The sequence below is a fragment of the Streptomyces ficellus genome, from assembly GCF_030406405.1.
GTDB lineage: Bacteria > Actinomycetota > Actinomycetes > Streptomycetales > Streptomycetaceae > Streptomyces > Streptomyces ficellus_B.
Genome location: NZ_JAUEPL010000032.1, coordinates 38,252 through 60,016, shown reverse-complemented (window position 1 = coordinate 60,016; position 21,765 = coordinate 38,252). Strand labels below are relative to the sequence as shown.

Here is a 21,765-nt window from a genome sequence, read left to right as displayed (position 1 = left end):
ACCGCGCACGCGCGCACCCCGGTCGCGCGGAGCGCTCGGCGTCAGGGGTGGGGGAAGGGCTTCGCGCGGGCGAGGAGGCGTTCGTGTTCGTCGTCCGTCACTTGCACGCCCGAGGACGGCAGCAGTTGCGGGATGCCGTCGATGACGCGGTACAGGCGGCGCAGGCGCGGGTTGTAGAGGGCGTCGTCGGCAGGCAGGAGGGTGAGCGGGCCCTTGTCCAGTGGGCAGACCAGGATCTTCAGCAGCGGGTCATCGGACTTCATGGCTCGGCTTCTCCGATTTCTGGGCGGGTGGTAAGGACAGGGCGAGGAGTACGGACACCGCCAGCGACGCCCCGGCCAGCAGCAGGACCAGGCGTATCGGGTCCTGGGGCAGGGACTCGCCGAACGCGAGGGTGCCCACCGTCGCGGTGTACAGGCACGAGGTCGTCGTGCACACGGGGACCACCAGGGACGCCCGGCAGCGCTGCAATGCCGTCTGCGACAGGACCAGGCCACCGGCTCCCGTGATGAGCAGCAGGTACGGGTACGGGGTCGCCGCCAGCGAGAGCGCCGAGGCGAGCGGCGCGTCGGGGGCGAGGCGCGCCGAGATGCCCTTGATCGCCAGCGAGCTCACTCCGTAGATCAGGCCGACGGCGACCGCGTACGCGATGCCCGTGGGGGGTGCCGCGTGCTGGCGACGGGCCGTGCGGCGCTCGGCGACGGCGTACAGCCGGAAACCGGCGAGGAGCGTGACACCGCTGAGGGCGAGGACGGACACGGCGGACGCGCTGTCGCCCACCACGTCCGCGTCCTGGCGCAGCGAGGCCACCACCATCAGCAGCGCGGCCAGGATCCCCGCCGTGGCGTACCGCTCACGGCGTGACAGGCGTTCGCCGAGGATCAGGGAGGACAGCAGGAGCAGCAGCACGAGACCCGAGACGAACAGGCCCTGCGCGGCGGCCATCGGCAAGGTCCGGTACACCACGAGCTGTGCGCCGAAACCGGCCGCCAGGGCCAGGGAGCCGCCGATCCACAGCGGGCTGCCGAGCAGCAGCCGCACCAGGCGCAGGGGGCGGCGGACGCTGAGCGCCGGGATGCCGGACAGGGCGCGCTTCTCCAGGACGAACCCGGAGCTGTAGAGGACGTTCGCGGACAGCGCGGCCGCCACGCCCCACCACATGGCGCTCATCACCGGGTGCGCCGGGCGTGCACCAGCAGGATCGAGGCCGCGCTGGGCACCGCGCAGGCCAACCGGTCCAGGGGACGCAAGGCAGGCGGTACGCCGTGGAAGGGGGCGCCGGCGACGCGGACGATCCCGAACCCGGACGCGGTGAGGAACTCCCGCAGGGCGCGGGCGGTGTAGAGGCGCAGGTGGCCCACCACCTCCGAGCCCGGCCTGCCGTGGATGCCGCGCAGGCTGACCTCGGAGAACACCGGCTGGACGCCGGCGAGGAGCAGGGCCCGGTTGTACCAGGCGGCCAGGTTCGGGGTGGAGAGCATCAGGTGGCCGCCCGGCGCCAGGACGCGGCGCAGCTCGTCGAGCGCGCTGTCCGGGTCGACGAGGTGCTCGACAACCTCGCTGAACAGCACCGCGTCCGCCGCACCGTCGGCGAACGGCAGCCCTCCGTCGCCCAGTTCGCCGCGCACGACCGTACCGATGCGGGGCGCGGCGCGGCGCAGCGCGTCCTGCGACCAGTCGACGCCGATGATCCGGTGGGCGGGGAGCAGGCGGGCCGCGACGGCCGCCGCGGTGCCGTCACCGCAGCCGACGTCCAGGACGATCGCGCCGGTCCGGCCGCGCAGGGCGTCGGCCAGCATGCGGGCCTGGCGGCGGCTGCGCGCATCGCCGGAGGCGACGGGGACGGCCGGGTTCTCGTAGAAGTCACGCAGAGCGCTCGGGGGCCGCACAGTGGTCATGGGGGTGGCTCCCTCATCCGGTGAAGCGTTCACGAGCGCTGGGGGTCTTGAGGTACTGGCCGAACAGGTCGCGCAGCCGGGCGCCGTCGTCCGGGCCGAGCAGCGCGGCCGACCAGCGCAGCGCCAGGTGCAGCCGCCCCCCGGTGCTGGCGGTGGTGACGGTCAGCCCGCGCGGCATGCGTGCCGGGGCCGAGAACCAGACGGCTTGCGCCGTGCCCACCCCTTCGCCGAAGTCGAGCGGGTAGGGGACCCGGCCGATGTTGCTGAGCAGCGTGGTGGACGTCCAGGGCGCCAGCGCCCGGCGTGCCGTGCGCGCCATCAGGGAGCGGGCCGCCACCGGCAGGACGGGCGCGGTCAGCAGTGCGGCGCCGCGGCCGAGCTGCGGGCGGCGCAGGGCCTTGAGCGCACGGGTGCGGGCGGCGGTCAGCCGGAGTAAGTCGTCGGTGGGCAGGGCCAGTTCAGCGGGTGCGAAGGGGACCTCCACCAGGCGGGTGCCATTGCCGATGGGCATGTCCATTCCCCGGGTCCGGTCGTCCACGGGCATGGTGATCCGCAGGGGACGGGACGGCCCGCCGCGCTCGCCGTTCCAGTGGGCGATCATCCGCGCGGTGGCCACCATGAGCTGGTCGTTGACCGTGTAGGGAGCGCCCTTGGGCCGGCGGGGTACGTCAAGTTCGGCCACCAGCATGCCGTTGGCCCCCCCGTCGCGCGGGGCGCCCCGGGCGACCCGCGCCACCCGGGCGAACCCGGTGCCACCGGTCTCGGGGAACACACCGCGCGGCGCCTCGTCGGCCGGCGGGCGTACGGGCGGGGCCTGGGGCGAGTTGTCGCGGCCGCCGTAGAGTTCCGCGGCGGTCGCCAGGACCCTCAGGCACGCGGGGCCGTCCAGTGCCGTGTGGTTGACGGTGAGGAGCAGGACGCGGTCGATGACCTCCAGCCGTACCGGCGGGGACGTGGTGAGGGGCGGCGCCTCGCTGAGGGCGCGGCTGCGCGCCCGGTCCAGCGCGCCGGGGCCGGGGGCCGGTACGGAGACGACCTCCACGCCGGGGTCGGGGCCGGTGGTGAGTTCCCATTCGTACCGCCACCGGTACCAGGGGCCGGGCGCCTCGCGCATCAGGATGCGCGGGTGGCGCCGCAGCGCCTCGGTGAACGCGGTGCGCAGCCGCTCGGGATCCGGACGGCCCGGAAGGTGCACCTCGATGTGGACCGTCTCCGGTTCCCGCGGGGTCAGGCAGTGCCGGGTCACTTCGTCGACCGTGGAGAAGGGCACTCGGGGGAGCGGCTCGCGGCCGTCCTGCCGGGCCGGGTGGTGGTGCAGTGCCGTCATGGGCCGTTCCCTTCTGCTCGTGGGGCTTGTGCGGCACGTCGCCGCCGCGGAAGTGGGGTGGTCACCGGACCTGGATGGACCGGTGTGGTGCCGGCCGTCTCGCCGGTAGGACGGGTGGTCACCACCGCCGCCGCCAGCGCCGTCACGGCCAGGAACTGGGCCACGGCCCCGAACGCTCCCTCGCGCGCGGACGGCGGGGAACCGGCTGCCCAGGCGGCCACGATCCCCGCCGCAGCCATCGTGACCAGCACCACCGGCACCAGCAGCGAGCGCCGCAGGTGGGCGACCACCGCCAGCGCGGGGACGACGAGCGCCACCCACCCGGCGATCAGCGCGACCACCACCGTCAGCGCCACCACCCCGAGCACGGGCCCCGGCGCCGGCGGCTCGTCCGGCTCGGCGTCACCGCGCCGGCCTCGCCCGAGGACCAACACCAGGCCCACCAGCAGCAGGACGCCCACCACGCCACCGATGAGACCGGCGACGTACCACCATGCCGGGGCGAACTCCAGCCGTACGGTGCCGCCTTCGCCCTCCGGGATCAGGAAGCCCTGCTGCCAGCCGTCGATGCGTACCGGTGTCAGCTTCTGCCCGTTCAGGGTGGCCCGCCAGCCGTCGTTGTGGTTCTCGAACAGCTGGAGGTACGAGGCCGGACCGGTGCCGACCTCCACGGTGCGCCGGTCGCCCGACCAGTCGCCGACGGCCGTTTCGCGCCGGTCCGTCGGGGCGGCCGGCGGGGGCGCGCTTCCGCGCGTGAGGCTCAGGTCGGTGATGGCGAGCGGACCGGTGTCGCCGGCCTCCACCCGGTGCGTACCGGCCGCCAGTTGAGCGGTGCCGCCGCGTTCGGCGCCCGCGCACAGGCTCACGTCGACCGGGCGGCGCTCGGTCAGGTCGCGGACCTTGCCGCGTGCGCTCGTCGCGTGCAGGGTGCCGTCGATGGACAGCACCGGCCCCTGGCCGCAGGGCAGTTGGAACGTGGTGTCGGGGTCCGGCTGCGGCACCCGGAGGTCGTCGAGGGCCGGTACGTACACCTCGCTCAGTCCGACCGGCAGTTGCAGCCGGTCGTCGGCGACCGGGTTGTGGAGGGTCAGCGGCGCCGCCCGCGAGATCGTGATGTCGAGCCGGTCGGTGGTGATCGGCTGGAAGCGGGCGAGGCCGTTGTCGTCCACCGACGCGGCCGCCGCGCCGTCCGGGGAGCTGATCTCCACCTGCTGGGCGCGGGCGGAGAGCCCTCCGGCCGGTGCGAAGACGATCTCCCCGACCGCCCGCTTCCCCGGCCACCGCAGGTGGATCACCGCACGCTCCCCGGCGATCCACGCGGTGGTGAGGTCGCCGTCCACGAGGTTGCGCGGGGTGAGGGAGGAGCCGAGCCTGGCCGTCGAGTCGGCCGTGGCGGTGAGCTTCCTGCGCTGCTCGGGCGCCAGCCGGTACAGCAGCTCGTCCAGCGCGTCGCCCGGCACCGGCAGCGCGGTCGCCCGCAGCGCGTACGCGCCCGCCGTCCGCGTCAGGAACTGCCGGTGCAGGCCGACTTCCGCGGACGCGGGCGACAGGCCGCCGGGGTCGCTGCCCCGGTGCAGGGAGTACACCTCCTCGGGCGCGCGGTTTTCGCCCGCGGTGTCCTCCGGGAGGGCAAGGAGCCGGGTGACCGTGACACCGGGGATGTCGACCGACGAGAAGCCCGCGCCGATCAGCCCGGGCCGGCCCTGCTGGGCGCCCTCGATGGTGATCTTCAGGTAGGCGCTCTGCCCCGCCGGTGTCCGCACGGTCTGCGGCGTGCCGTCCGGCCGGAGCGGGCTCACCTCACTCCCCCGCTCCGTCTCGACACGTACGGAGGTGGCCGCCGCGCGCAGCCCGCCGGAGGGCAGCGGCGACAGCCGTACCGAGCCCGCCAGGGACAGCTTGCGCTCGAAGTCGATGCGCAGCCACTGCCCGACCGGCGAGTCGGCGCTGCCCTCGGTCCAGGCCGTGTCGGGGTTGCCGTCGAACGCGTTCACCGGGTCGTACTGCGGGAGGTGGAACAGCCAGTTGCCGCTGCTCGACGCGGTGACCGACGCAGCGCCGCGCAGCACGGCCGTCGTCTGGCGGCGGACGTCGTCGGTGGGCAGGATCTGGCGGGGCGGGCGGCCCGGGTCCTGCGCGCTTGCGGACGGGTTCCGTTCCGTCGCCGTATAGGTGTACGAGGTGTTGGTGTTGACGAGTCCGAACCGGGTGTCGGCGCGCCGCAGTCCGTCCGCCACGGCCCGTACGGGTGGTGTGCCGAGCCCCGGGGTCGCGTCGCCGGCGAGTACGGCGGGCCGGTCGCGCATCCGGGGGGCGGCGGACAGCCGCAGCAGGGCCTCGGGACCACCGCTGACGACGACCGTGTCCGCGACGGGCTTGACGGCGGCCTGGCCGGGGCGCTCGGTGGCTCTCGGCGGTTCGTAGATCTCGACTGCCTGCTGGCGGGGGTAGAGGCCCTCGATCTGTACGGGGGTGTCGTCCGGGATCCGCCCGCCGGTGAGCACCGGCCCGAACCCGGTCACCCGCCGGTAGCCGGAGGCCTCCAGGGTGCGTTTGACGGTCTGCGGCGGGACGTAGCCGATCTGGTCGGGGTCGAGGTCGTTGCGTACGACGATGTAGTGGAGCCCCATCCGGTGCGCGTAGTCGCTGAGGCCCGGCACTTCACCACCGGACAGCAGCGCCTGTTCCACGGCGTCCAGCGCCCGCCGGTTGCCGGGCGTGCCGAACGGCACGTAGTCGCGCTGCGCCCACGGGGAGTCGGCGAGGACGTCGAGGGGCTGGTCGATGGTGGTGCCCCAGGTGTATATGCCGTGGGCGGTCGCGGGGACCACGAGGGCCCGGGTGGTCGGCGAGTGCTCCTTCAGCCAGTCGGCGGTGCGCTCCCAGTGGGTGGGCAGCTTCGTGAAGGCGCCGGGCTGGAGGATGCTCCCGTTGACGTACGGCAGGAGGAGACCCGGCAGGACGAGCGCGGCCGCGATCAGCGGGACGTACGGCCGGCCGCGCACCGCGCGTTGCCCGCGCCGGCGCGCGAGGACCGCGGTGATGTGGGCGAGCCCGAGGGCGAGGGCGAGCGCCAGGCCGGGCTGGAACTTGTAGATGTTGCGGAACGGCACGAGCCAGCCGTTCAGCCAGTTCTGCACGGTCCCGTGGAACAGCCCGCCGAGCGGGCCGCCGTACCCCGCAAGGGTCACCAGGGCCACCGACAGCACCACGAGCAGCAGCCAGCGCCGCTGCGGCATGTCCCGCCGGGCGAGGCCCGCCAGTCCCAGGGCAGCGGCGAGCGCCGAGCAGAGGACCGTCAGGGCGGAGGTCGCCACCGTCCAGCCGGCGGGCAGCCAGGCCTCGCCGAAGTGCAGATAGGCCACCCAGTTGCCCGCCCCGCGCAGCAGTTCGGTGGCGGACATGGTGGCCGTCGTGGTCTCGGACTGCTCGACGTACGGCAGGAAGTTCTCGCCGTACAGGCCCAGCAGGAGCAGGGGGACGACCCACCAGGCGGTGGCGAGCAGCACACCGGGGATCCACCAGGCGAGCAGGGACCGGCGCCGGGGGCCCGCCGGCCGGCTGAGCAGGTACAGGCCGACGGGCAGGAGGGAGGCGAGCGTCGAGGCCGCGTTGACACCGCCCATGAGGGGGATCAGCAGCGCCGAGCGCAAGGCCGCGGCCCGGGGTGGGGTGCGGGGGTCGGTGAGGGGCAGGAGCACCCAGGGCAGCAATGCGCCCGGCAGCGCGGCGGCGGACGTGGAGCCGACGACGACGGTGAAGACGGGCCACAGCGCGTAGGCCACGGCGGCGAGCAACCGGGTGCGGGGGGTGCCGACGTCCAGCCGTTCGGCGAGGCGCAGCGCGCCCCAGAAGGCGGTCGTCACGATGATCGACAGCCACAGCCGTTCGGCCAGCCACACCGGGACCCGCGCCAGGTCGGTGAGCGCGTAGAACGGCAGCATCGGGAAGGCGTAGCCGACGTACTGGTCGAAGATGCCGCCGAAGCCGGCGCGGCTGTGCCACAGCTCCCCGAGGTCCGCGAGGAACCGCAGCGGGTCGAGGGCGACGCCCAGTTTGGTGTCGAACGTCATCCGGCCCGGCGCCACCGCCAGGAAGGCCGTCAGGGCGGCGGCCCAGAAGCCCCACAGCCAGCGTCGCGACCGCGGCCCGCCGTCCGGTTCCGGCTCGGCGGCGGGCGGCGCTCCGGGCGCCGGCGTGCGCGGAGGCGCGGGGATCGTGGTGGTCATGGGCACCGCCGGAGGATGAGGAGGAGGTTCCAGGTGGCGAACTCGCGCAGCAGCGGCACCCTGGTGACCAGGCCGGGCAGGAACGGCCAGTAGCGTGCGCGGGCGGACACCACGGCCACGTCGTCACGGGCCCGGACCTGGCGCAGGGTGGCGCCGACGTGGACGGGGAAGAGGTTCTCGCCGAGGACGTGCTTGGCCGGGTGGCCGGTCCGGCGCTCGTAGCGGCGCCGCGCCCGCTCGGCGCCCAGGTAGTGCCAGGGCGCCCACTCGTGACCGCCCCAGGGCGAGAGCCAGTTGGTGAAGGACACGTAGATCAGTCCGCCGGTGCGGGTGACGCGGATGAGTTCACTGAGGAAGGTCCACGGGTCCTCCACGTGTTCGAGCACGTTGGAGCAGAAGCAGATGTCGGCGGAGCCGTCGGCCAGCGGCAGCAGGTACCCGTCGGCGACGACCGCTCCCTCCGGCGGCCGGTGCCCGGCCGTCAGCTCGTCCAGGTCCGGTTCGAAGAGGAAGCTCTGGGCGCCGCGCCGGCGGAACTCCTCGGTGAAGTGGCCGCCTCCGCCCCCCACGTCCACGACGACGCTCCCGGCGAGGGGTTCGTACCGCTCCACCTGGTTCGCCGCGTCGCGGGCCAGGAGTTCGTAGAAGCCCCGCGGGTCGGACGGTTCGCGCAGGAAGGCGCGGAAGAGGGCCACGGACCGGCGCAGTGAGGGGTCCTTCAGCGGTGCAGGCGCCTTGGGCGGAGCAGGGGCCTGCGGCGGAGCAGGGGCCTGCGGCGCAGCAAGGTCGTTATGCGGAGAGAGGCCGTTCGGCGGAGAGGCGTCGCTCGACGCAGAGGGGTTGCTCGACGCAGAGGGGTCGCTCGACGCAGAGGGGTCGCTCGGCAAAGAGGGACCGTTCGGCGGAGAGGGGCCGTTCGGCAAAGACGGACCGTTCGGCGAAGAGGCGTCGCTCGGCGGAGAGGGGTTCTTCATCGGCTCATCCCCGGCGCGGGGCGGTCGGGGCGGCCGCCTGTGCTACCGGCAGGCCGCCCGGCGCGGGCGAACCGCCGGAGAGGCCGGCGGCCGTGGCGCGTGCGGTCGCGACGCCGTCGCACCCGGTGGCTCGGTGGCGGGCGGCCGCCTCCACCGCCACGGCACGGAAGCGCCGTACGGTCGTGGCCCATCGGTAGCGTTCGGCTCGCAGGGCGGCGGCCCTGCCCATGGCCGCACGCCGCTCATGGCCCAGGGCGAGCGCGCACCAGGCCGCCGCGAAGGCGCTCTCGCCGCGTACCAGCGCCCCGGTCACACCGTCGTCGACGGAGTCCCGCAGACCGGGTACGTCGAAGCCGATCGAGGGGGTGCCGCGAGTCGCCGCCTCGGTGATGACGAGGCCCCACCCTTCGACGGCGGAGGGGTGCAGCAGGAGCCAGGAGGCGCACAGCAGCCGGTGCTTCTCCTCGTCCGATACCCGGCCCGCGAAGACGACGCCGGGGCCGGCGAGGGCTTCCAGCCGCCGGCGCTCGGGGCCGTCCCCGACGATCACCAGCTCTCCCCCGGTGACCGGCCGTACCCGCTCCCAGAGCCGTAACAGCAGGTCGATGCGCTTGTACTCGACCAGTCGGCCGACCGCCAGGAACAGCGGCTGAGCCGACCGCGGTGTCCGGCGACCCGGGTCCTCGACCCCGTTGTGCACCACGCGGATCCGGGCCGGGTCGACGCCCAGCGCGTCGAGCGCCGACGCGGTCGATTCCGAGACGGCGACGAGGAGGTTGTCGCGCTGGGCACCGGACAGCGCCCAGCGTTCCAGCCGCCGCCCGATCCCGGCCGCGGGGCGGGGATAGCGCATGCCCCACAGCTCGGTGTGGACGTGGTTGACCAGGCAGAGGGTAGGGCCCCGGTGCCACAGCGGGGCCAGGTACGGCAGGCCGTTGCACACCTCGACCAGCAGGTCGCAGTCGCCCACCTGCCGGGTGAAGGCGCTGGGCGCCCGGAGGAAGTGGCCGAGGTCTCCGCCCGCCGAGACGACGCGGTAGTCGCGGTAAGCGGCCGGGCCTCCGCACAGGAGAGTGACCTCGTGGCCCAGTGCCGTCAGGCCCTCCGCGAGCCGGTCGACGAGGAGTTCGGAGCCGCCTGCGGCGCGGTTGCCGAGGTCGCGGCGGGAGAGGAAGACGATGCGGCGAGGGGGAGGCGCAGCGTCCTGGGACGACCGTGTGCCGCTGGTAACGGCTGGGGCCTGCATGGGGGGTACGTGCTGGGGCATTCGAGCTCCAACTCGTTCAGGTCGGGAATCCGGAACCGGATGACGGGTGCTCCGGGCCGACTCCGGGCCGACGGAGCGGTCGCCGGCACCGGGTGGCTGGACGGAACAGGTCGTGGGATGCCCGGGGAGGACGGAAGTGGCGGTGCGGTGGGTTGGTCAGTGTTCGCCAACGCCGCCGGTTCAGCTACTCACCCGGATGACAAATTCGGCCCGGCCGCGGAATGACGCCGCGTCACATTGCTGGCGCCGCATCGAAGTCGTGCCGTCCACGCTCCCCCGGGGCTCGCCGTCCGCCGCGCAGGAGCAGCACGGTGCCGGCCGCCGTGAGCAGGGTGCCGAGGACGACCGCGCCCAAGGGCACCGTCTCCCCAAGCAGCCGCAGCTTGCGGTTGTCCGCCGAGGCCAGCGCCACCTGTGCGCGCTGGGTGGCCGGGGTGAACTCCATGCGCCGGCTGTCCAGCAGCACGACGGCGTCCTTGGCCGAACCGGGTGCGCGCAGCACCTTCCGCGGCCCGATGGCCGCGTTCATGATCCGCCCCGTCCGCCGGTCGACGACGAGTTCGATGCCGTGGTTGGAATACCACTCCTCGGCGAGCACCTGGGGCCGGCCGGGCTGTCCCACGAGCCGGCCGGGCACCAGCCGGGTACCCGTCTTCGCCGGTTCGACACGGCCGGTGAAACGGTATCCCTCGTACCCCTGGACCTTCTTGGTGCCGGCGAAGCGGAGGTTCACGGTGGAACCGAGCGTGCCGTCCCACCAGCGGTAGGACCGCTTCTCCACATCGAAGGGGAACTTCAGGTAGGCCTCGCCGTCAAAGGCCGGCGTCTCCTCGCAGCAGTGCACCGGTTCATTGGTGCGCCGGTCGGTGACCCAGCGCTCGAGCGTCCACTGGAGCGAATCGTGCGTGGCCGCGGCGGGCAGGGTGTGGGCGGCGTCGACCGAGGTGGAGACGTCCCAGACGGCCCGGCCGCTGCGGACGCTGTCGGCCACGTCACCGCGCACCTGGCGGGTGATGGTCAGCGGACGGCCGCTCACGGTGGCGATCCGGCGTGTGTCGAAGTAACTGCCCGTACCGGTGAAGACGGTGACGGTGTCGACGTCGATGGGGGTGACCTTGGCGCGTGGCTGGACGTACCACACGAGTAACGGCGCGAGGACCAGCAGGAACACGCCGGTTCCGAGCAGGATGAGCGACAAGGGGGAAGCGGTGCGACGCATTGCGGACACTCCGTGGGGCCGGGGCGGGATTGCGCGGCGTACACGTGCACTCCGTAGGACTCCATGGGGGACTCCGTAAGCGAGTCCGTAAGGGAGCCCGTAAGGGAGTCCGTAGGGCACTCCGTATGGGCCGGGAACCGTAGGGGTCCCCTTGACGGACTGTCAATGCACTGGTGCGATGGGGTGGTCACCGTCCGGGGTGGCGGACTCGTGGTGGGGTCCCAGCGTGAGAAAGGCTGACCCGACCATGCCCAGACTGCTCGCCGCCGCCCTCACCGTGGCGGTCGCCGCGGCTCTCGCCGTGGGCGCGGCCTTCGCCATCGTGGCCTTGCTCGAGGCCAACCCGGAACAGCCCAATGTGCCACTGATCAGCCATGAAACGGCTCTTCCCCGGGGGTGACCCGTTGACCGGAGTGGACCTGCAGGCGCCGGCCGGTGAACGTTCGGCCTGGGCCGGCCTGCCCCACCGGCAGGTGCGCGCGTTCGCCGACCGCGCCATGGGAGAGATTCCCGCACTCGCCCAGGAGATCCTGGACACGATATGCCGCGAACATCCCAGGATGCCGCTCCTCGTCGACGAATCCGGCGAGCTGGTCGCCCTGGTCGGCATACGGCGCGCACTGGAGGAGTTCCTCCAGCACCTCGTCCGTGGTTCCGGCAGCCCCCAACTCCACCTGGAGGTGTTCCAGGACTTCGGCCGCGGGGAAGGACAGCAGGGCCGCACCCTCGACTCCCTCCAGGCGGTCTACCGGCTCGGTGTACGCCTCGCCTGGCGGCGGCTGGCGGAAATCGGCCATGAGGCCCGGATCCCGCCGCCCGCGATGTACGACCTCGCGGAGGCGGGCTTCGCCTTCCTCGACAACCTGGTGGACCAGACGGTGCGCGGCTACGCCGAGGCCGCCGCCCGCCAGGCGAGCGAGCGGCTCCGGCTGCAGCGGAAGTTGACGCAGGCGCTGCTGGGCGAGCGCCACCCGGGCCGGTCCCGCTCCCTGGAGGAGTACGCCGCGCACGCCGCCCGCATCGGCTGGACTCTCCCCCAGCGGGTGGCCGTGGGGGTGCTGCTGCGCCCGGCCCGCGACTGCGTGGCGCCGGCCGTGGGTCCGGAAGTGCTGCTGGACATGGAGAGCGAGCAGCCCCTGCTCTTCGTCCCGGACCCGGCGGTGCCCGGCCGCCGCGAGCAGTTGCACGGGGCGCTGCGGGGCTGGACGGGGGCGCTCGGCCCGGCGGTCGCCCTGGCGGACGCCGCGGTCTCGCTGCGCTGGGCGACGGAGGCGATGAGCCTCATCGAGCGCGGGCTGCTCCCGTCGGGAGAGCTCCTGCACTGCACGGAACACATCGACGCCTTGGTCCTGCTGCCTCCCGAGGAGCTGATCGAGGCGCTGGCCGACCGCTGCCTCGCTCCGCTCGCCGACCGCGGCCCCACCCAGCGCCGCCGCCTGGCGGAAACCCTGCTGGCCTGGCTGGAGACCCGGGGCGGCGCACCCGAGGTCGCCGCACGGCTCGGTGTGCACCCGCAGACGGTCCGCTACCGGATGCGCCAGATCAAGGCGTTGTGGGGCGACGATGTGGAGGACCCGGACCGCCGGTTCGAACTGGAGCTGGTCCTCCGGGCACAGCGCTTGCAGGGGCGGCTGCCGCTACCCACGCGTTGACCGACGGGGCGCCGGCCCGGCGACCTGACGGCGCGAGGATACGAGGACGCGAGGACGCGTGACGATCCCGGCCTGACCGCTATGGGACGGACCACCAGGACAGCAACAGCAGCCGGCGAGCAGCGAACAGGTGGGGAGGGAGCCGGCTCGCGCCCCGGTCGGACCAGCCCGTCCACCGCCAGGCGCATCAGCACGACGTGTACGGGTCCACTTCGACATGGTGAGGTACACCTCCGATCCGGTGGTCGCCGGGTGGAGGAAGGCGCCGTAGAGGCCGGGGCGGCGGGCACGGCCTGCCCGTCGCTCCACGGGCTCGCCGGGGGCCCCGGTGCGCGCCACGATCACGGTGCGCGATTCGTCCAGGTGAGCGCCAGCCACTTGCCCAGGTGCGTGTTGTTCTGCCCCCCGGGGGGGCTGGCATGACCACTACGGCGTCGTCCTGCGCGCCCGCCCGCCGGCCGGAGGCGGTCCAGTCACGCGTACGCGGCGGGCTCCGGCAGACGCGTGGGGTGGTCCGGGCGAGACGGGCGTCCCCGAACCGGCCGCTGGGCGTGCCGAAGAGGTGGACGTACCCGTACCCCGTCCCGGGCGACGAGCACCCCCATCTGGAACCCGCTCCCGCCGCCCGCGTTGGGCCAGCGCGCGGTGGAGGGCTTCGTCCAGCTGCGGCCGCCGTCGTCGGACCAGGCCTGCCCCTTAGTTGGTCGCCCACCGGCCGGGCGATCCCCACTCCGGCCCAGGGCTCTGATGCCACCGGTGGAAGTGCCGGTGACCTCGCTCGCCGCGGGGTCACCGGAGAGGAGGCGCGTCGGGCCCTGGCGCTCGCCATCGAATTCACCTACCAGCAGCCCCCAAGATCCCCGCGCAAGGCTTCGCGTTCCCGGACTGGGAACCCACCCCGGAGCGAGCGCCAACGCACACGCGACGGCCGCCCGGCCGGCTGACCCCGCTCGGCGCATTCCGTCACCTCGGGAGGCGCTTTTCCTCGGTTTCCCCGGCGGGAGGGGCGGCGTCATCGTGCGCGGTCCGTTCGTTGTACGCCACGTGCGCCGCTTGGTCTTGATAGAGGCTCACGGATGAGCACCGGTCGGCCGATGACTGTCGTATGGAAACGCGTTCTCCGTTCACCGCATGTCGTCTTGTGTCCCTCCGTCTGCGCCTGGTGGCCGCCGCAGTGTTCGCTGTGCTGTGGGCGGTGCATGCCGGGGGCCCGGCCGCGCCGGCAAAGGCTGCCACGCCCCGTATTGCGGCTGCGAACGGGCAGGGTCTGCGGGCGTTGTTCGGATCGGAGAACCGCGTGTTCCACTCGCACGAGCCGATTGTTGCGGTGACGTTCAATGCGGCCTGGAACGACGCCGGTTTGGATCGCATTCTTGGCGAGCTCGACCGCTGGCACGCGCCTGCCACGTTCTTCCTGACCGGAGACTTCGCCGACCGGCATCCCGAGGTGGTCAAGAGGATCGCAGCCGCGGGGCACGGGCTGGGCAACCACTCCTACAGCCACCCCTATTTCAGCGACTTGACCGCGTCCGAACGAAAGCGTGAGGTCCAGGCAGCGGACTGGTCCCTGCGCGCGGCCGGAGCGGGTGCGGCCCTGACCCCGTTCTTCCGTTTCCCCTACAGCGAAACAACCCCCGCTCACATCAGGGAGGTCAACTGCCTCGGGTTCGCGGACATCGAATTCACCACCGACACCAACGGATGGAAGGGTACCGAGGGGGGCATGACCGTGGACCGCGCCGTGAGCCGGGCAGTGGAGGCCTTGCGTCCGGGAGCGATCCTGCAAATGCACCTCGGCGCGCCCAACAACCGCACCGAGGTCATCGACGCCCAGGCCTTGCCGCAGATCCTCGAAGCATTCACCGCCCGCGGCTACCGCGTCATCGACCTCCGCACCCTCCTCACTTCCCAAGGGCGTCCCGCACCCACGTCCCGATGAGGAGCGCCGGCCCTTCCGAGGTAAAACGCTCCCCGCACCACGTCACCGACTCGCTTCACCGCAAGCGAGACACCCGCCCTCCGGCACCGCCAGCGCTCTCCTACAACGCCTGGACCAAGCGGGCGACGCCGTCCAGTCCCCGGCCTTCCGGGCCGGGTGGCCGCTCGGCCACCCATTCGGCGCCAGCCACCCGCTCCGCCGCCGTACGCGCGTGAGGATCACGCGGGGCAGGCTCAGTGATGTCGGGGCTGGATCTCAGCGGCCGGCGATGCTCAACGCTCATCCCCGCAGTCTTCCCAACCGGTGATCACGCTCGGCACCAGAGGGTCGAGCTCGGGTTGTCGTAAGAGTTGCTCTACGAGTTGCCTCCAGACGTCGGTCAGTCGGGGGCTGGCCCTGGCCGTCTGGCTGTGGTCTCCGAGAATCGAGCTCGCAGACTCGCGAGCTCGCCACTCCTGGGTGGCTTCGTACAAGATCGGGTTCTGGCACGACTTCCGTGAAGCGGTCACGGTTAGTGATCAGTGGGCGTTTCGAGTGCGTGGAGGATCTGTCGCACTTCCTGGCGCCACTGGTTGGCGTCGGCGCTGTCCACCCAGCCGGTTGCCATTTCTGATCCGTCCCGGAGAACCCGGTCCAATGCGAGTCTCGCCGACGCGCGAAGGGTGGCGGGCAGTTCGGGCAGCGGTTGGCTGGGGCCGTCCTCGGGGTCGATCGCGATGGGGCTGTCCGGGAGGGTGCTGGCGACGAGAGCGCCAGCGGCAACGGCTTCGGCCCCGTCTCCGCCATCAACGCGTTCTCCCGAGTCGGTGACTCGCTGGAATGCCCGCTCCAGCACGTCGATGACCTGCTGGTGGGTGAGTCCCTCAAGTTGATCGACGAAGTCTGCGGCGAGGTCGCTGTCGAACGGGCCGGTTCCCCACGTTCCCATGTATGGCTCCTGGTAAGGCTGTCTCGGACGAAGGCATGGTTCCAGGCGCCTCTGACATCGGTCACGGGGCGAGAAGGACCCGCTTGCGGAGCAGTGCGAAGCCAGCGCGGCCGAACATCTGGCGCTTGAGCATCTTGATCCGGTTGACGTGTCCTTCGACGACGCCGGAGTTCCAGGGCAGGGTCAGTCCGGCGGTGACGGCGTCGCGGTCTCGGTCGATGCCGGCTGCAAGAGTGTGGAGGCTGGGCAGGTCGTCCTGCCGGACGGCGTCGAGCCACTGCGGGAGTCGTTCGCCCTGGCGCTCAGTGAGCATGTGGGCGAAGGACCGGACATGACCGGTCAAGGCGTCGAGTTCAGGGCAGTTGGCCAGGACGGCCTTGAGCCGGAGCTGTTCGATCTCGGTCAGCGTCTCGGGTCGGCTGAGGATCCATCTCGTCACCACGCGTGGTGCCGGCGGTTGCGCGGTCACCGGCCGTAGTGAGGTCCGCTTCTCTCGCAGGTAGGCGCTGACCCGGCCGTAGCTGCCTCGGTAACCCAAGGGGACGATCTCCTCCCAGAGCTTCCAGGCGTTGGTGCAGCCCTCGTCCCAGCGTTCGTCCAGGTAGGGCTTGTACTCGTCGAGGACGGAGGTCCTGTTGTGCTGCCACTGGCCGCGAAAGAGGTCTTCCGGCTTCGCAGCGTCGGCGAGGCTCTTGACCGTGCGGTGGGTCATGTTCAGCTGGCGCCCGATGGAACGGCGGCTGTGGCCGGCTTCCAGCAGCGCGTGGACCGTGGCGTGCCTGGCTCGGACGCGGTTGGCGAACCGCTCGCTCCGCCATGGAGAGTCCGCCTCTTCCTCGGGCGCCGGTTCGTCGGCCTTTCCCTCGAGATCGGGGACCAGGACGCGAAGGCACTGGCGGTGACGGGCGACAGCCCGCTCAGCGGCCTGGCCGAGGTTGTGCCACAAATGCCAGCGGTCGGCGACCTGCGTCGCCTGGGGTGCCCCGGCTGTGGCGCCTTCAGCAAAGAACGGCGCGCGGTCCCGGCAGACGATCTCGATCCCGGGTCGCTTCGCCAGCCATGCGGCCAGGCTGGACGCCTCCCGGTCAGGCAGCAGATCCACCGGCCGGCGGGTCTCGACATCGACGAGCACCGTGCCGTAGACCCGTCCTTTGCGTGTGGCGTACTCATCAACACCAACCACCCGCGGGGCCGGGACTTCGGGTTCGGGCAATGCATCGAGCAGCCGCAACACCGCGCTGCGGTTGATGGACACCCCGAACGCCTGCGCCATCCGGGCGCCGGCCCGGCCGGCGAGGGCGAGACCCACCGCGGCGAGAGTCGACCGCAACCGCTCGGTCCACCTGCTGTGCCGCCGGGTCAGCCCCGGTATCTGCTCAGCGAACGTTCGCCGAGCACACGAAGGCTCCGGACAGAAGAACCGCCGGACTCGCAGTTGGAGGGCCACCAGACGTCCCCCGCTCGGCACGTCCGCAGGAAACCGCAGGTAAGAGCTGTGCACCCGGGTCGACTCGCTCCCACAGTCCGGGCATGCCGCCCCGTCCGCCGTACTGCGGACGTCGATGCGTATCGCCTTGTGGCTCACGTCCAACGACAGCACCGACACGTCCGCGATGGACGGTAACAGCAGGCCCTCCAGACGGGGCGAAGTCTCTCCCACGAGGCCGCACTGTCGACCACATCAAGATCGGCCCTGGTCATTTTCAGGCAACTTCCCGGAGCCTGATCGAAGCATCAGCCGTCACTCAGCGTGCGCTCATCACGGAAAGCGAGCCAGAACCGTCTCGTGAACAAAGCCACCTGGGCTTCCCTCGCCGAGGTCTGCCGCTTCCAGGTCTGGGGACCGAACACCGAAGAGCAAACGCGCGCGTTCGTGGCGACTGCGGTCGGTGCCTGGGCGCATTCGCCGCAGCAGCGGTTCGCTTATGCAGCGCGTGTCGAGGACGACGTAGTGGCATGGATGAGCTCCACGTCCGGAGCCGAGGGCAACGTCAAGGCGAGATCATCTATGCCGTGCACCCTCGGGTCTGGGGACAGGGCGTCGGAACGGCGATCGGGCAGGAACTACTTTCGACAGGGTTCGAGGACCTCGAACTCCACCGCATCTATGCCACCTGTGACCCCCGGAACCTCGGGTCGGCACGGGTGCTCGGCAAGCTCAGGAAGATGGGAGGGACGTCATCGTCACACCGCGCTGACCCGGGACGGTTGGCGAGACTCGGACATGTTCAGCATCCTCGAAGATGAGTGGCGCGAAGGGCGGCTCGGATGCCGACGAGTAGAGGCTTGCCCCTGAAGTAGCCGGGGCTGCCGCTGGGTGTCCCGCAGGATCGCGCACCTTTGGGTACACGGTCCTACCGCGATCGTGAGTGCGGCAGGGTCAGGGGCCCGGCCGAGACATGAGCCGACGCCTGGCCGCGGTCGGCTACATGCAGGGCCGTCGCCGCCCCCTCGCTCCACGGAATCATCTCCCGCCCGTCGCCAGTCCCCGTGCCGAATGCCCCAGCGACGCCCCGGGGAAGCCCAGAACGGCTTTCAGCGGGTGAGATCATCCAGGCTGTTGAGTGCGGTGTCGATCTCTGCTGGAGTGTTGATGACGGCGGTGCCGATGCGGGTGTAGGTCGAGGTGGACAGCCGCACGCGGTGGGCGGCGGCGTGGTCGACGACCTGCTGATGGGCGTGGCCGGCCACGCTGAAACAGGTGATGCCCGCTGACAGTTCCGGGTCGGCAGGAGTGTGCACGGTGACCCCGCGGATGCGGCTCAGTCCTTGCTTCGCCCGGGTCGACAGCTGTGTGATCCGAGTGGCAACGCGTGCTCGGCCCAACTGCTCGTGCAGCGCCACCGCCACCGGCAGGGCGAAGGCATGCTCGAACGCCAGAAACCCGCCGGGCGACAGGGGCGCTGCTCCCCCTCCGCTGATGAAGCTCACGAACGTGGGCCGCAGCTGCTCGAGAACGTCCGGCGCCACCCAGATCAGCCCCGTCCCCCTTGGGCCGAACAGCCATTTGTGCGTTCCGGCGATCACCACGTCCGCGCCCAGGCCAGCGGCATCCTCGTCGACTGCCGCCAGCCCGTGCACGCCGTCGACGACCAGCAGGCACCGGTCGGCAGGACTGCGCCCTTCATTGGCCCGGCGCACCACCTCGGCCACCGCGCGCACCGGCATCCGAAGCCCCGTACTGGACTGCACCCAGGTGATCCCCACGACTCTGGTGTTGCGGCGTATCGCTTCTCCGACTGCCGCTGCGATGCCGTCCGCCGTCGCGGTGGCCGGATCGGCGAACCAGGAGACGAGCCGGACCTTGTTGCCATGCTTTTCCGCGGCCAACCGGGCGGCGGTGCGATGAGAGATGTGGTCGTGCTCCGTCAACAGGAACTCTTGTCCCGGACGGGTCACGACGCCGTTGTAGACGACACCCAACCCGATACTCGTGCTCGCCGTCATCGCGATGTCCTCGGCCCGGCCTCCCACATAGGCCGCGAGCGCCTGGCGTACCCGGGGCCATCCGGTCGGACCGTCGGGCAGCGCCATCCCCGTGGGCACAGACAGAGGATTGGCGTCGACCTGCGCCCTCAGATGATCCACCGCATCCCGCACCACCTTCGGATGCGAGGCCAGGTAGAACAACGCGAGGTTCACCCATCCCGGCTCCAGACGAAACTGCGCCCGCAATGCGTCCCAGTCCACGCGTCCGTCGACCGTAGTGACCGGCTGCTCCCGTGGTGTGTTCACCCTTGCCGCGCCTGAGCTGGGCACGAGGGTGACCGCCACGGCTCCCGCAGACCTCGCCAGCAGATCGCGCCGACTCGTCATCGACATCCAGCACCCCTTTGCACCGCGACCGGCGGAATGGTGGCGGAATAGCTGTCGGTGCCCTCCTGGTAACGAGGCTACGCGAGGTGGCCGCGGATGCCGACAGGACATCACCCAAACGGTCTCTGCCCGTGAAGCGATGTCAACTCGGCGCCCTTTCTTCCGGCGGATCGCTCTCGCTGTACAGGGCATGGCGAGTTTTGTCGAGCATCTTCTGCCGGACGAGTTGCGAGCGCATTCCGGCGGCTGGTGTCACTGACGGAGGTCATGGCCCCGCAGGATGGAGACCAGCCTCACCACCAGCTGAACAGCGCAACCTCACGGCACCCACCGCCCTGACATCACGACGCCGAACCACCACCGACAACAACCGGCGGATCAGCATGGAGCCGGACTTCAATGACGTGGTGCCCCTGGTCTCGGCGATCTGTCTGGGTCCGCGGGAGGTAGGGATGGACGCGCCGGCCGAGGTTTTCGCCGCCGTGGGCATGTACGGGCTGACGGCTCCGGAGTGAGCGCCAGAGGCCGGATGCGGCAGGGCGCGGCCAGGGGCCGCAGCCGGGGTGGGAGCTGATGTCGCGGGCCGGCTGGAGCCAGGGTGCACGGAGGCACCGAACGGCAGGGCCGTATCCTGAGGCAGGCGACGCAGGCGCTGCCGATGCGTCGCAGCCGTCCGTCGCCGCCCACGCCGGGTACGAGGTAACCGGCAACGATCGGGAGTTGACCAGTGATCAGTCTGGCCGCAGTGGGCGGAGTGGCCCTGGTCGAATTGGGCATGGCCCTGACTCCGGGACCGAACATGATCCACCTCGCCTCCCGCGCGATTACCCAAGGCCGCAGGGCGGGCCTGGTCAGCCTGAGCGGAACTGCCGTGGGCTTCCTGTGCTACCTGCTGGCCGCGGCCGCCGGCCTGTCCGCGTTGTTCGCCGCCGTGCCGCCGGCCTTCACGGTGGTCAAGCTCGCCGGGGCCGCCTACCTGGCCTACCTGGCCTGGGACATGCTCAAGCCCGGTGGCCGCTCACCCTTCGCTCCGGCCCAGGACCTGCCTCCCGTCTCCGACGCCCGCCTGTTCTCGATGGGGCTTCTGACCAACCTGCTCAACCCCAAGATCGCTCTCATGTACGCCGCTCTTCTGCCCCAGTTCATGGATCCGCAGGCGGGTCCGGCTTGGGCGCAACTGCTGCAGCCCGGTGGTGTGCAGATCATCGTGGGGATCTCCGTGAACGCTCTGATCATGCTGGGCGCGGCACGGGTGTCGGGGTTTCTGGCTGCCCGGCCCCGCGTGATGGCCGCTCAGCGGTTCGCGGCAGGCGGCTTGCTCGGTGTCTTCGCGCTGCGCACAGCCCTGTCCCGTACGCCTGTCTCGGCCTGAGCCATGCACGTGCGCCTGTGAGACCGCTGCTGCTGTGATCGGCCGGACACGTCCTCACCGCATCAGCGCTCTGATCTCGGCCTTCGGCGTTCTCACCAGCATGATGCTGCTCGCCGGTGCCGTTCGGGAGTACCACTCCGGGGCATCGGCTTTCTGGATCGTGGCTGGAGCTGTGATCTTCCTCAGCGCCTTGTACGCGCTTATGCGGGATGTGCGAAGACTCCGCACAGAGCAGGTGTGCCGTTGACTGACGCGCAGTGGGCGCGGATCGAGCCGGCTGGCGAACTTGGGCAGCAAGGGCGGCGGCCGACCCACACACTTCGACACGACGATCTACAAGCGAAGGAACGAAATCGAGCGAATGATCAAGGGTTGAAGATTTCCACGGGCCGTGGCTACGAGGTTCGACAAGCGGGCCTAGGTCTTCCACGGCACAAGCACCGTCGCGCGATCCTCTTATGTCCCTAGCCCTTCGAGTCCGGCTTCCAGTCCTGGACGAGAAGACCGAGCAGCACCTCGTCAAGAAACTCGCCCATCACCCAGGCCGAGGAGCGCAGCACGCCCTCGCGGACGAAGCCGTTGCGCTCGGCTGAGCGCAACATCGCGGCGTTGTCCGACAGCGTCTCGATCTGCAGCCGCTGCAAGCCGCGCACGACGAAACCGTAGTGGCACAGCACCGCGACCACGTCCGTGCCGTAGCCCTTGCCGCGAGCGGACGGCAGCAGCCCCAGCCCGATGTGTGCGGACCGATTGTGGTTGTCGATGCCCCACAGCGCCGCGGCGCCGACCAGCGTGCCGCCGCCCAACTCCACCACGGAGAACTGGACGCGCCCCTCCTCCTTGTCGTCCACCACGAGCCGCGGATCCTTCGAGCCGGGCGTGATCGGCCGCCACGGCCCGCCTTCGGCCCGCGAGGAGTTGACCACGTCGTCGTAGAGCTCAGCCCGCAGGATCGGGATGTCGTCCTCGTACCGGGCCCTGAGCCCGACCTTGGTGCCCTTTAGCATGCAGGCTTCCTATCCGACCGGGCTCGCCGACGGCAAACCAATAAGGCAACGGCATTGGCACCCCAGGCCCCCAGGGCTGCCGGGTGCGTCGCGGGCCGGCAAAGATCCGCCGGACAGGCCCCAGACAGTGTCCGGCG

17 protein-coding genes and 1 pseudogene are annotated in these 21,765 nt (G+C 71.4%); 6 read left to right on the top strand and 12 right to left on the bottom strand.

All coding sequences use genetic code 11. The annotated features are described in order from the left end of the window. Nucleotides 1-41: 41 nt before the first annotated feature. The 8 genes from QWM81_RS20485 to pgfA all read right to left on the bottom strand — a co-directional run bounded on the left by QWM81_RS20485 (nucleotide 42) and on the right by pgfA (nucleotide 10,914). Nucleotides 42-263: a Trm112 family protein gene (locus QWM81_RS20485; protein ID WP_290113625.1), complete on the bottom strand. Its 222-nt coding sequence runs from the start codon at nucleotides 261-263 to the stop codon at nucleotides 42-44. Beyond that, entirely contained in the window at nucleotides 250-1,161 is a 912-nt protein-coding gene (locus QWM81_RS20480) for a hypothetical protein (protein ID WP_290113649.1), read from the bottom strand. Before QWM81_RS20480 ends, QWM81_RS20485 begins: the two co-directional genes overlap by 14 nt. 8 nt (nucleotides 1,162-1,169) lie before the next feature. Continuing rightward, nucleotides 1,170-1,898 carry a class I SAM-dependent methyltransferase gene (locus QWM81_RS20475; RefSeq protein ID WP_290113623.1) on the bottom strand — a complete coding sequence of 243 codons (729 nt, stop codon included), beginning with the start codon at nucleotides 1,896-1,898 and terminating at the stop codon, nucleotides 1,170-1,172. 13 nt (nucleotides 1,899-1,911) lie between these two features. After that, a complete protein-coding gene (locus tag QWM81_RS20470) occupies nucleotides 1,912-3,225 on the bottom strand; it encodes a condensation protein (RefSeq protein ID WP_290113622.1) in 1,314 nt (437 codons plus the stop codon). Further along, nucleotides 3,222-7,454 carry an alpha-(1->3)-arabinofuranosyltransferase domain-containing protein gene (locus QWM81_RS20465; protein ID WP_290113621.1) on the bottom strand — a complete coding sequence of 1,411 codons (4,233 nt, stop codon included), beginning with the start codon at nucleotides 7,452-7,454 and terminating at the stop codon, nucleotides 3,222-3,224. Before QWM81_RS20465 ends, QWM81_RS20470 begins: the two co-directional genes overlap by 4 nt. Then, nucleotides 7,451-8,176 carry a class I SAM-dependent methyltransferase gene (locus QWM81_RS20460; RefSeq protein WP_290113648.1) on the bottom strand — a complete coding sequence of 242 codons (726 nt, stop codon included), beginning with the start codon at nucleotides 8,174-8,176 and terminating at the stop codon, nucleotides 7,451-7,453. The genes QWM81_RS20465 and QWM81_RS20460 overlap by 4 nt, the downstream gene beginning before the upstream one ends. 256 nt (nucleotides 8,177-8,432) lie before the next feature. Continuing rightward, nucleotides 8,433-9,695 carry a glycosyltransferase family 4 protein gene (locus QWM81_RS20455; protein WP_435372404.1) on the bottom strand — a complete coding sequence of 421 codons (1,263 nt, stop codon included), beginning with the start codon at nucleotides 9,693-9,695 and terminating at the stop codon, nucleotides 8,433-8,435. A 232-nt stretch (nucleotides 9,696-9,927) separates the two neighbouring features. Continuing rightward, nucleotides 9,928-10,914, bottom strand: a complete 987-nt coding sequence (gene pgfA / locus QWM81_RS20450; protein WP_290113619.1) for a cell envelope lipid trafficking protein PgfA — start codon at nucleotides 10,912-10,914, stop codon at nucleotides 9,928-9,930. Between the two features lie 247 nt (nucleotides 10,915-11,161). On the opposite strand from pgfA, the gene QWM81_RS20445 reads away from it, so the two are divergent. The 3 genes from QWM81_RS20445 (at nucleotide 11,162) to QWM81_RS20435 (ending at nucleotide 14,505) form a co-directional block, all read left to right on the top strand. Next, nucleotides 11,162-11,314, top strand: a complete 153-nt coding sequence (locus tag QWM81_RS20445) for a hypothetical protein (protein WP_290113618.1) — start codon at nucleotides 11,162-11,164, stop codon at nucleotides 11,312-11,314. Between the two features lie 4 nt (nucleotides 11,315-11,318). Then, a complete protein-coding gene (locus QWM81_RS20440; protein ID WP_290113617.1) occupies nucleotides 11,319-12,566 on the top strand; it encodes a PucR-like N-terminal domain-containing protein in 1,248 nt (415 codons plus the stop codon). Nucleotides 12,567-13,728: 1,162 nt separating this feature from the next. Continuing rightward, nucleotides 13,729-14,505 (top strand): polysaccharide deacetylase family protein, encoded by a 777-nt coding sequence (locus QWM81_RS20435; protein WP_290113615.1) that lies wholly within the window; start codon nucleotides 13,729-13,731, stop codon nucleotides 14,503-14,505. 511 nt (nucleotides 14,506-15,016) lie between these two features. Here the strand turns inward: QWM81_RS20435 and QWM81_RS20430 are convergent. Both QWM81_RS20430 and QWM81_RS20425 read right to left on the bottom strand, forming a co-directional pair. After that, nucleotides 15,017-15,433, bottom strand: a complete 417-nt coding sequence (locus tag QWM81_RS20430; protein ID WP_290113613.1) for a DUF4259 domain-containing protein — start codon at nucleotides 15,431-15,433, stop codon at nucleotides 15,017-15,019. Between the two features lie 61 nt (nucleotides 15,434-15,494). Next, the gene (locus tag QWM81_RS20425; protein ID WP_435372405.1) at nucleotides 15,495-17,072 is read right to left on the bottom strand and encodes an ISL3 family transposase; all 1,578 of its coding nucleotides are present in this window, start codon (nucleotides 17,070-17,072) and stop codon (nucleotides 15,495-15,497) included. Here QWM81_RS20425 and QWM81_RS29150 point away from each other — a divergent pair. Then, a complete protein-coding gene (locus QWM81_RS29150) occupies nucleotides 16,964-17,680 on the top strand; it encodes a GNAT family N-acetyltransferase (protein WP_353938323.1) in 717 nt (238 codons plus the stop codon). The genes QWM81_RS20425 and QWM81_RS29150 overlap by 109 nt on opposite strands. 288 nt (nucleotides 17,681-17,968) lie before the next feature. Here the strand turns inward: QWM81_RS29150 and QWM81_RS20415 are convergent, their stop codons facing one another. After that, nucleotides 17,969-19,123, bottom strand: a complete 1,155-nt coding sequence (locus tag QWM81_RS20415; RefSeq protein WP_290113609.1) for an aminotransferase class V-fold PLP-dependent enzyme — start codon at nucleotides 19,121-19,123, stop codon at nucleotides 17,969-17,971. An 853-nt stretch (nucleotides 19,124-19,976) separates the two neighbouring features. Between QWM81_RS20415 and QWM81_RS20410 the strand changes: the two genes are divergently transcribed. Both QWM81_RS20410 and QWM81_RS29285 read left to right on the top strand, forming a co-directional pair. Further along, nucleotides 19,977-20,621 (top strand): LysE family translocator, encoded by a 645-nt coding sequence (locus QWM81_RS20410; RefSeq protein WP_290113607.1) that lies wholly within the window; start codon nucleotides 19,977-19,979, stop codon nucleotides 20,619-20,621. Nucleotides 20,622-20,919: 298 nt separating this feature from the next. Further along, nucleotides 20,920-21,042: pseudogene (locus QWM81_RS29285) on the top strand (IS5/IS1182 family transposase); the annotation flags it as partial. A gap of 43 nt (nucleotides 21,043-21,085) precedes the next feature. On the opposite strand, the gene QWM81_RS20405 reads toward QWM81_RS29285, so the two are convergent. After that, on the bottom strand, nucleotides 21,086-21,628 hold the full coding sequence (locus QWM81_RS20405) for a GNAT family N-acetyltransferase (RefSeq protein WP_290113606.1): 543 nt from the start codon (nucleotides 21,626-21,628) through the stop codon (nucleotides 21,086-21,088). Nucleotides 21,629-21,765 lie beyond the last annotated feature (137 nt).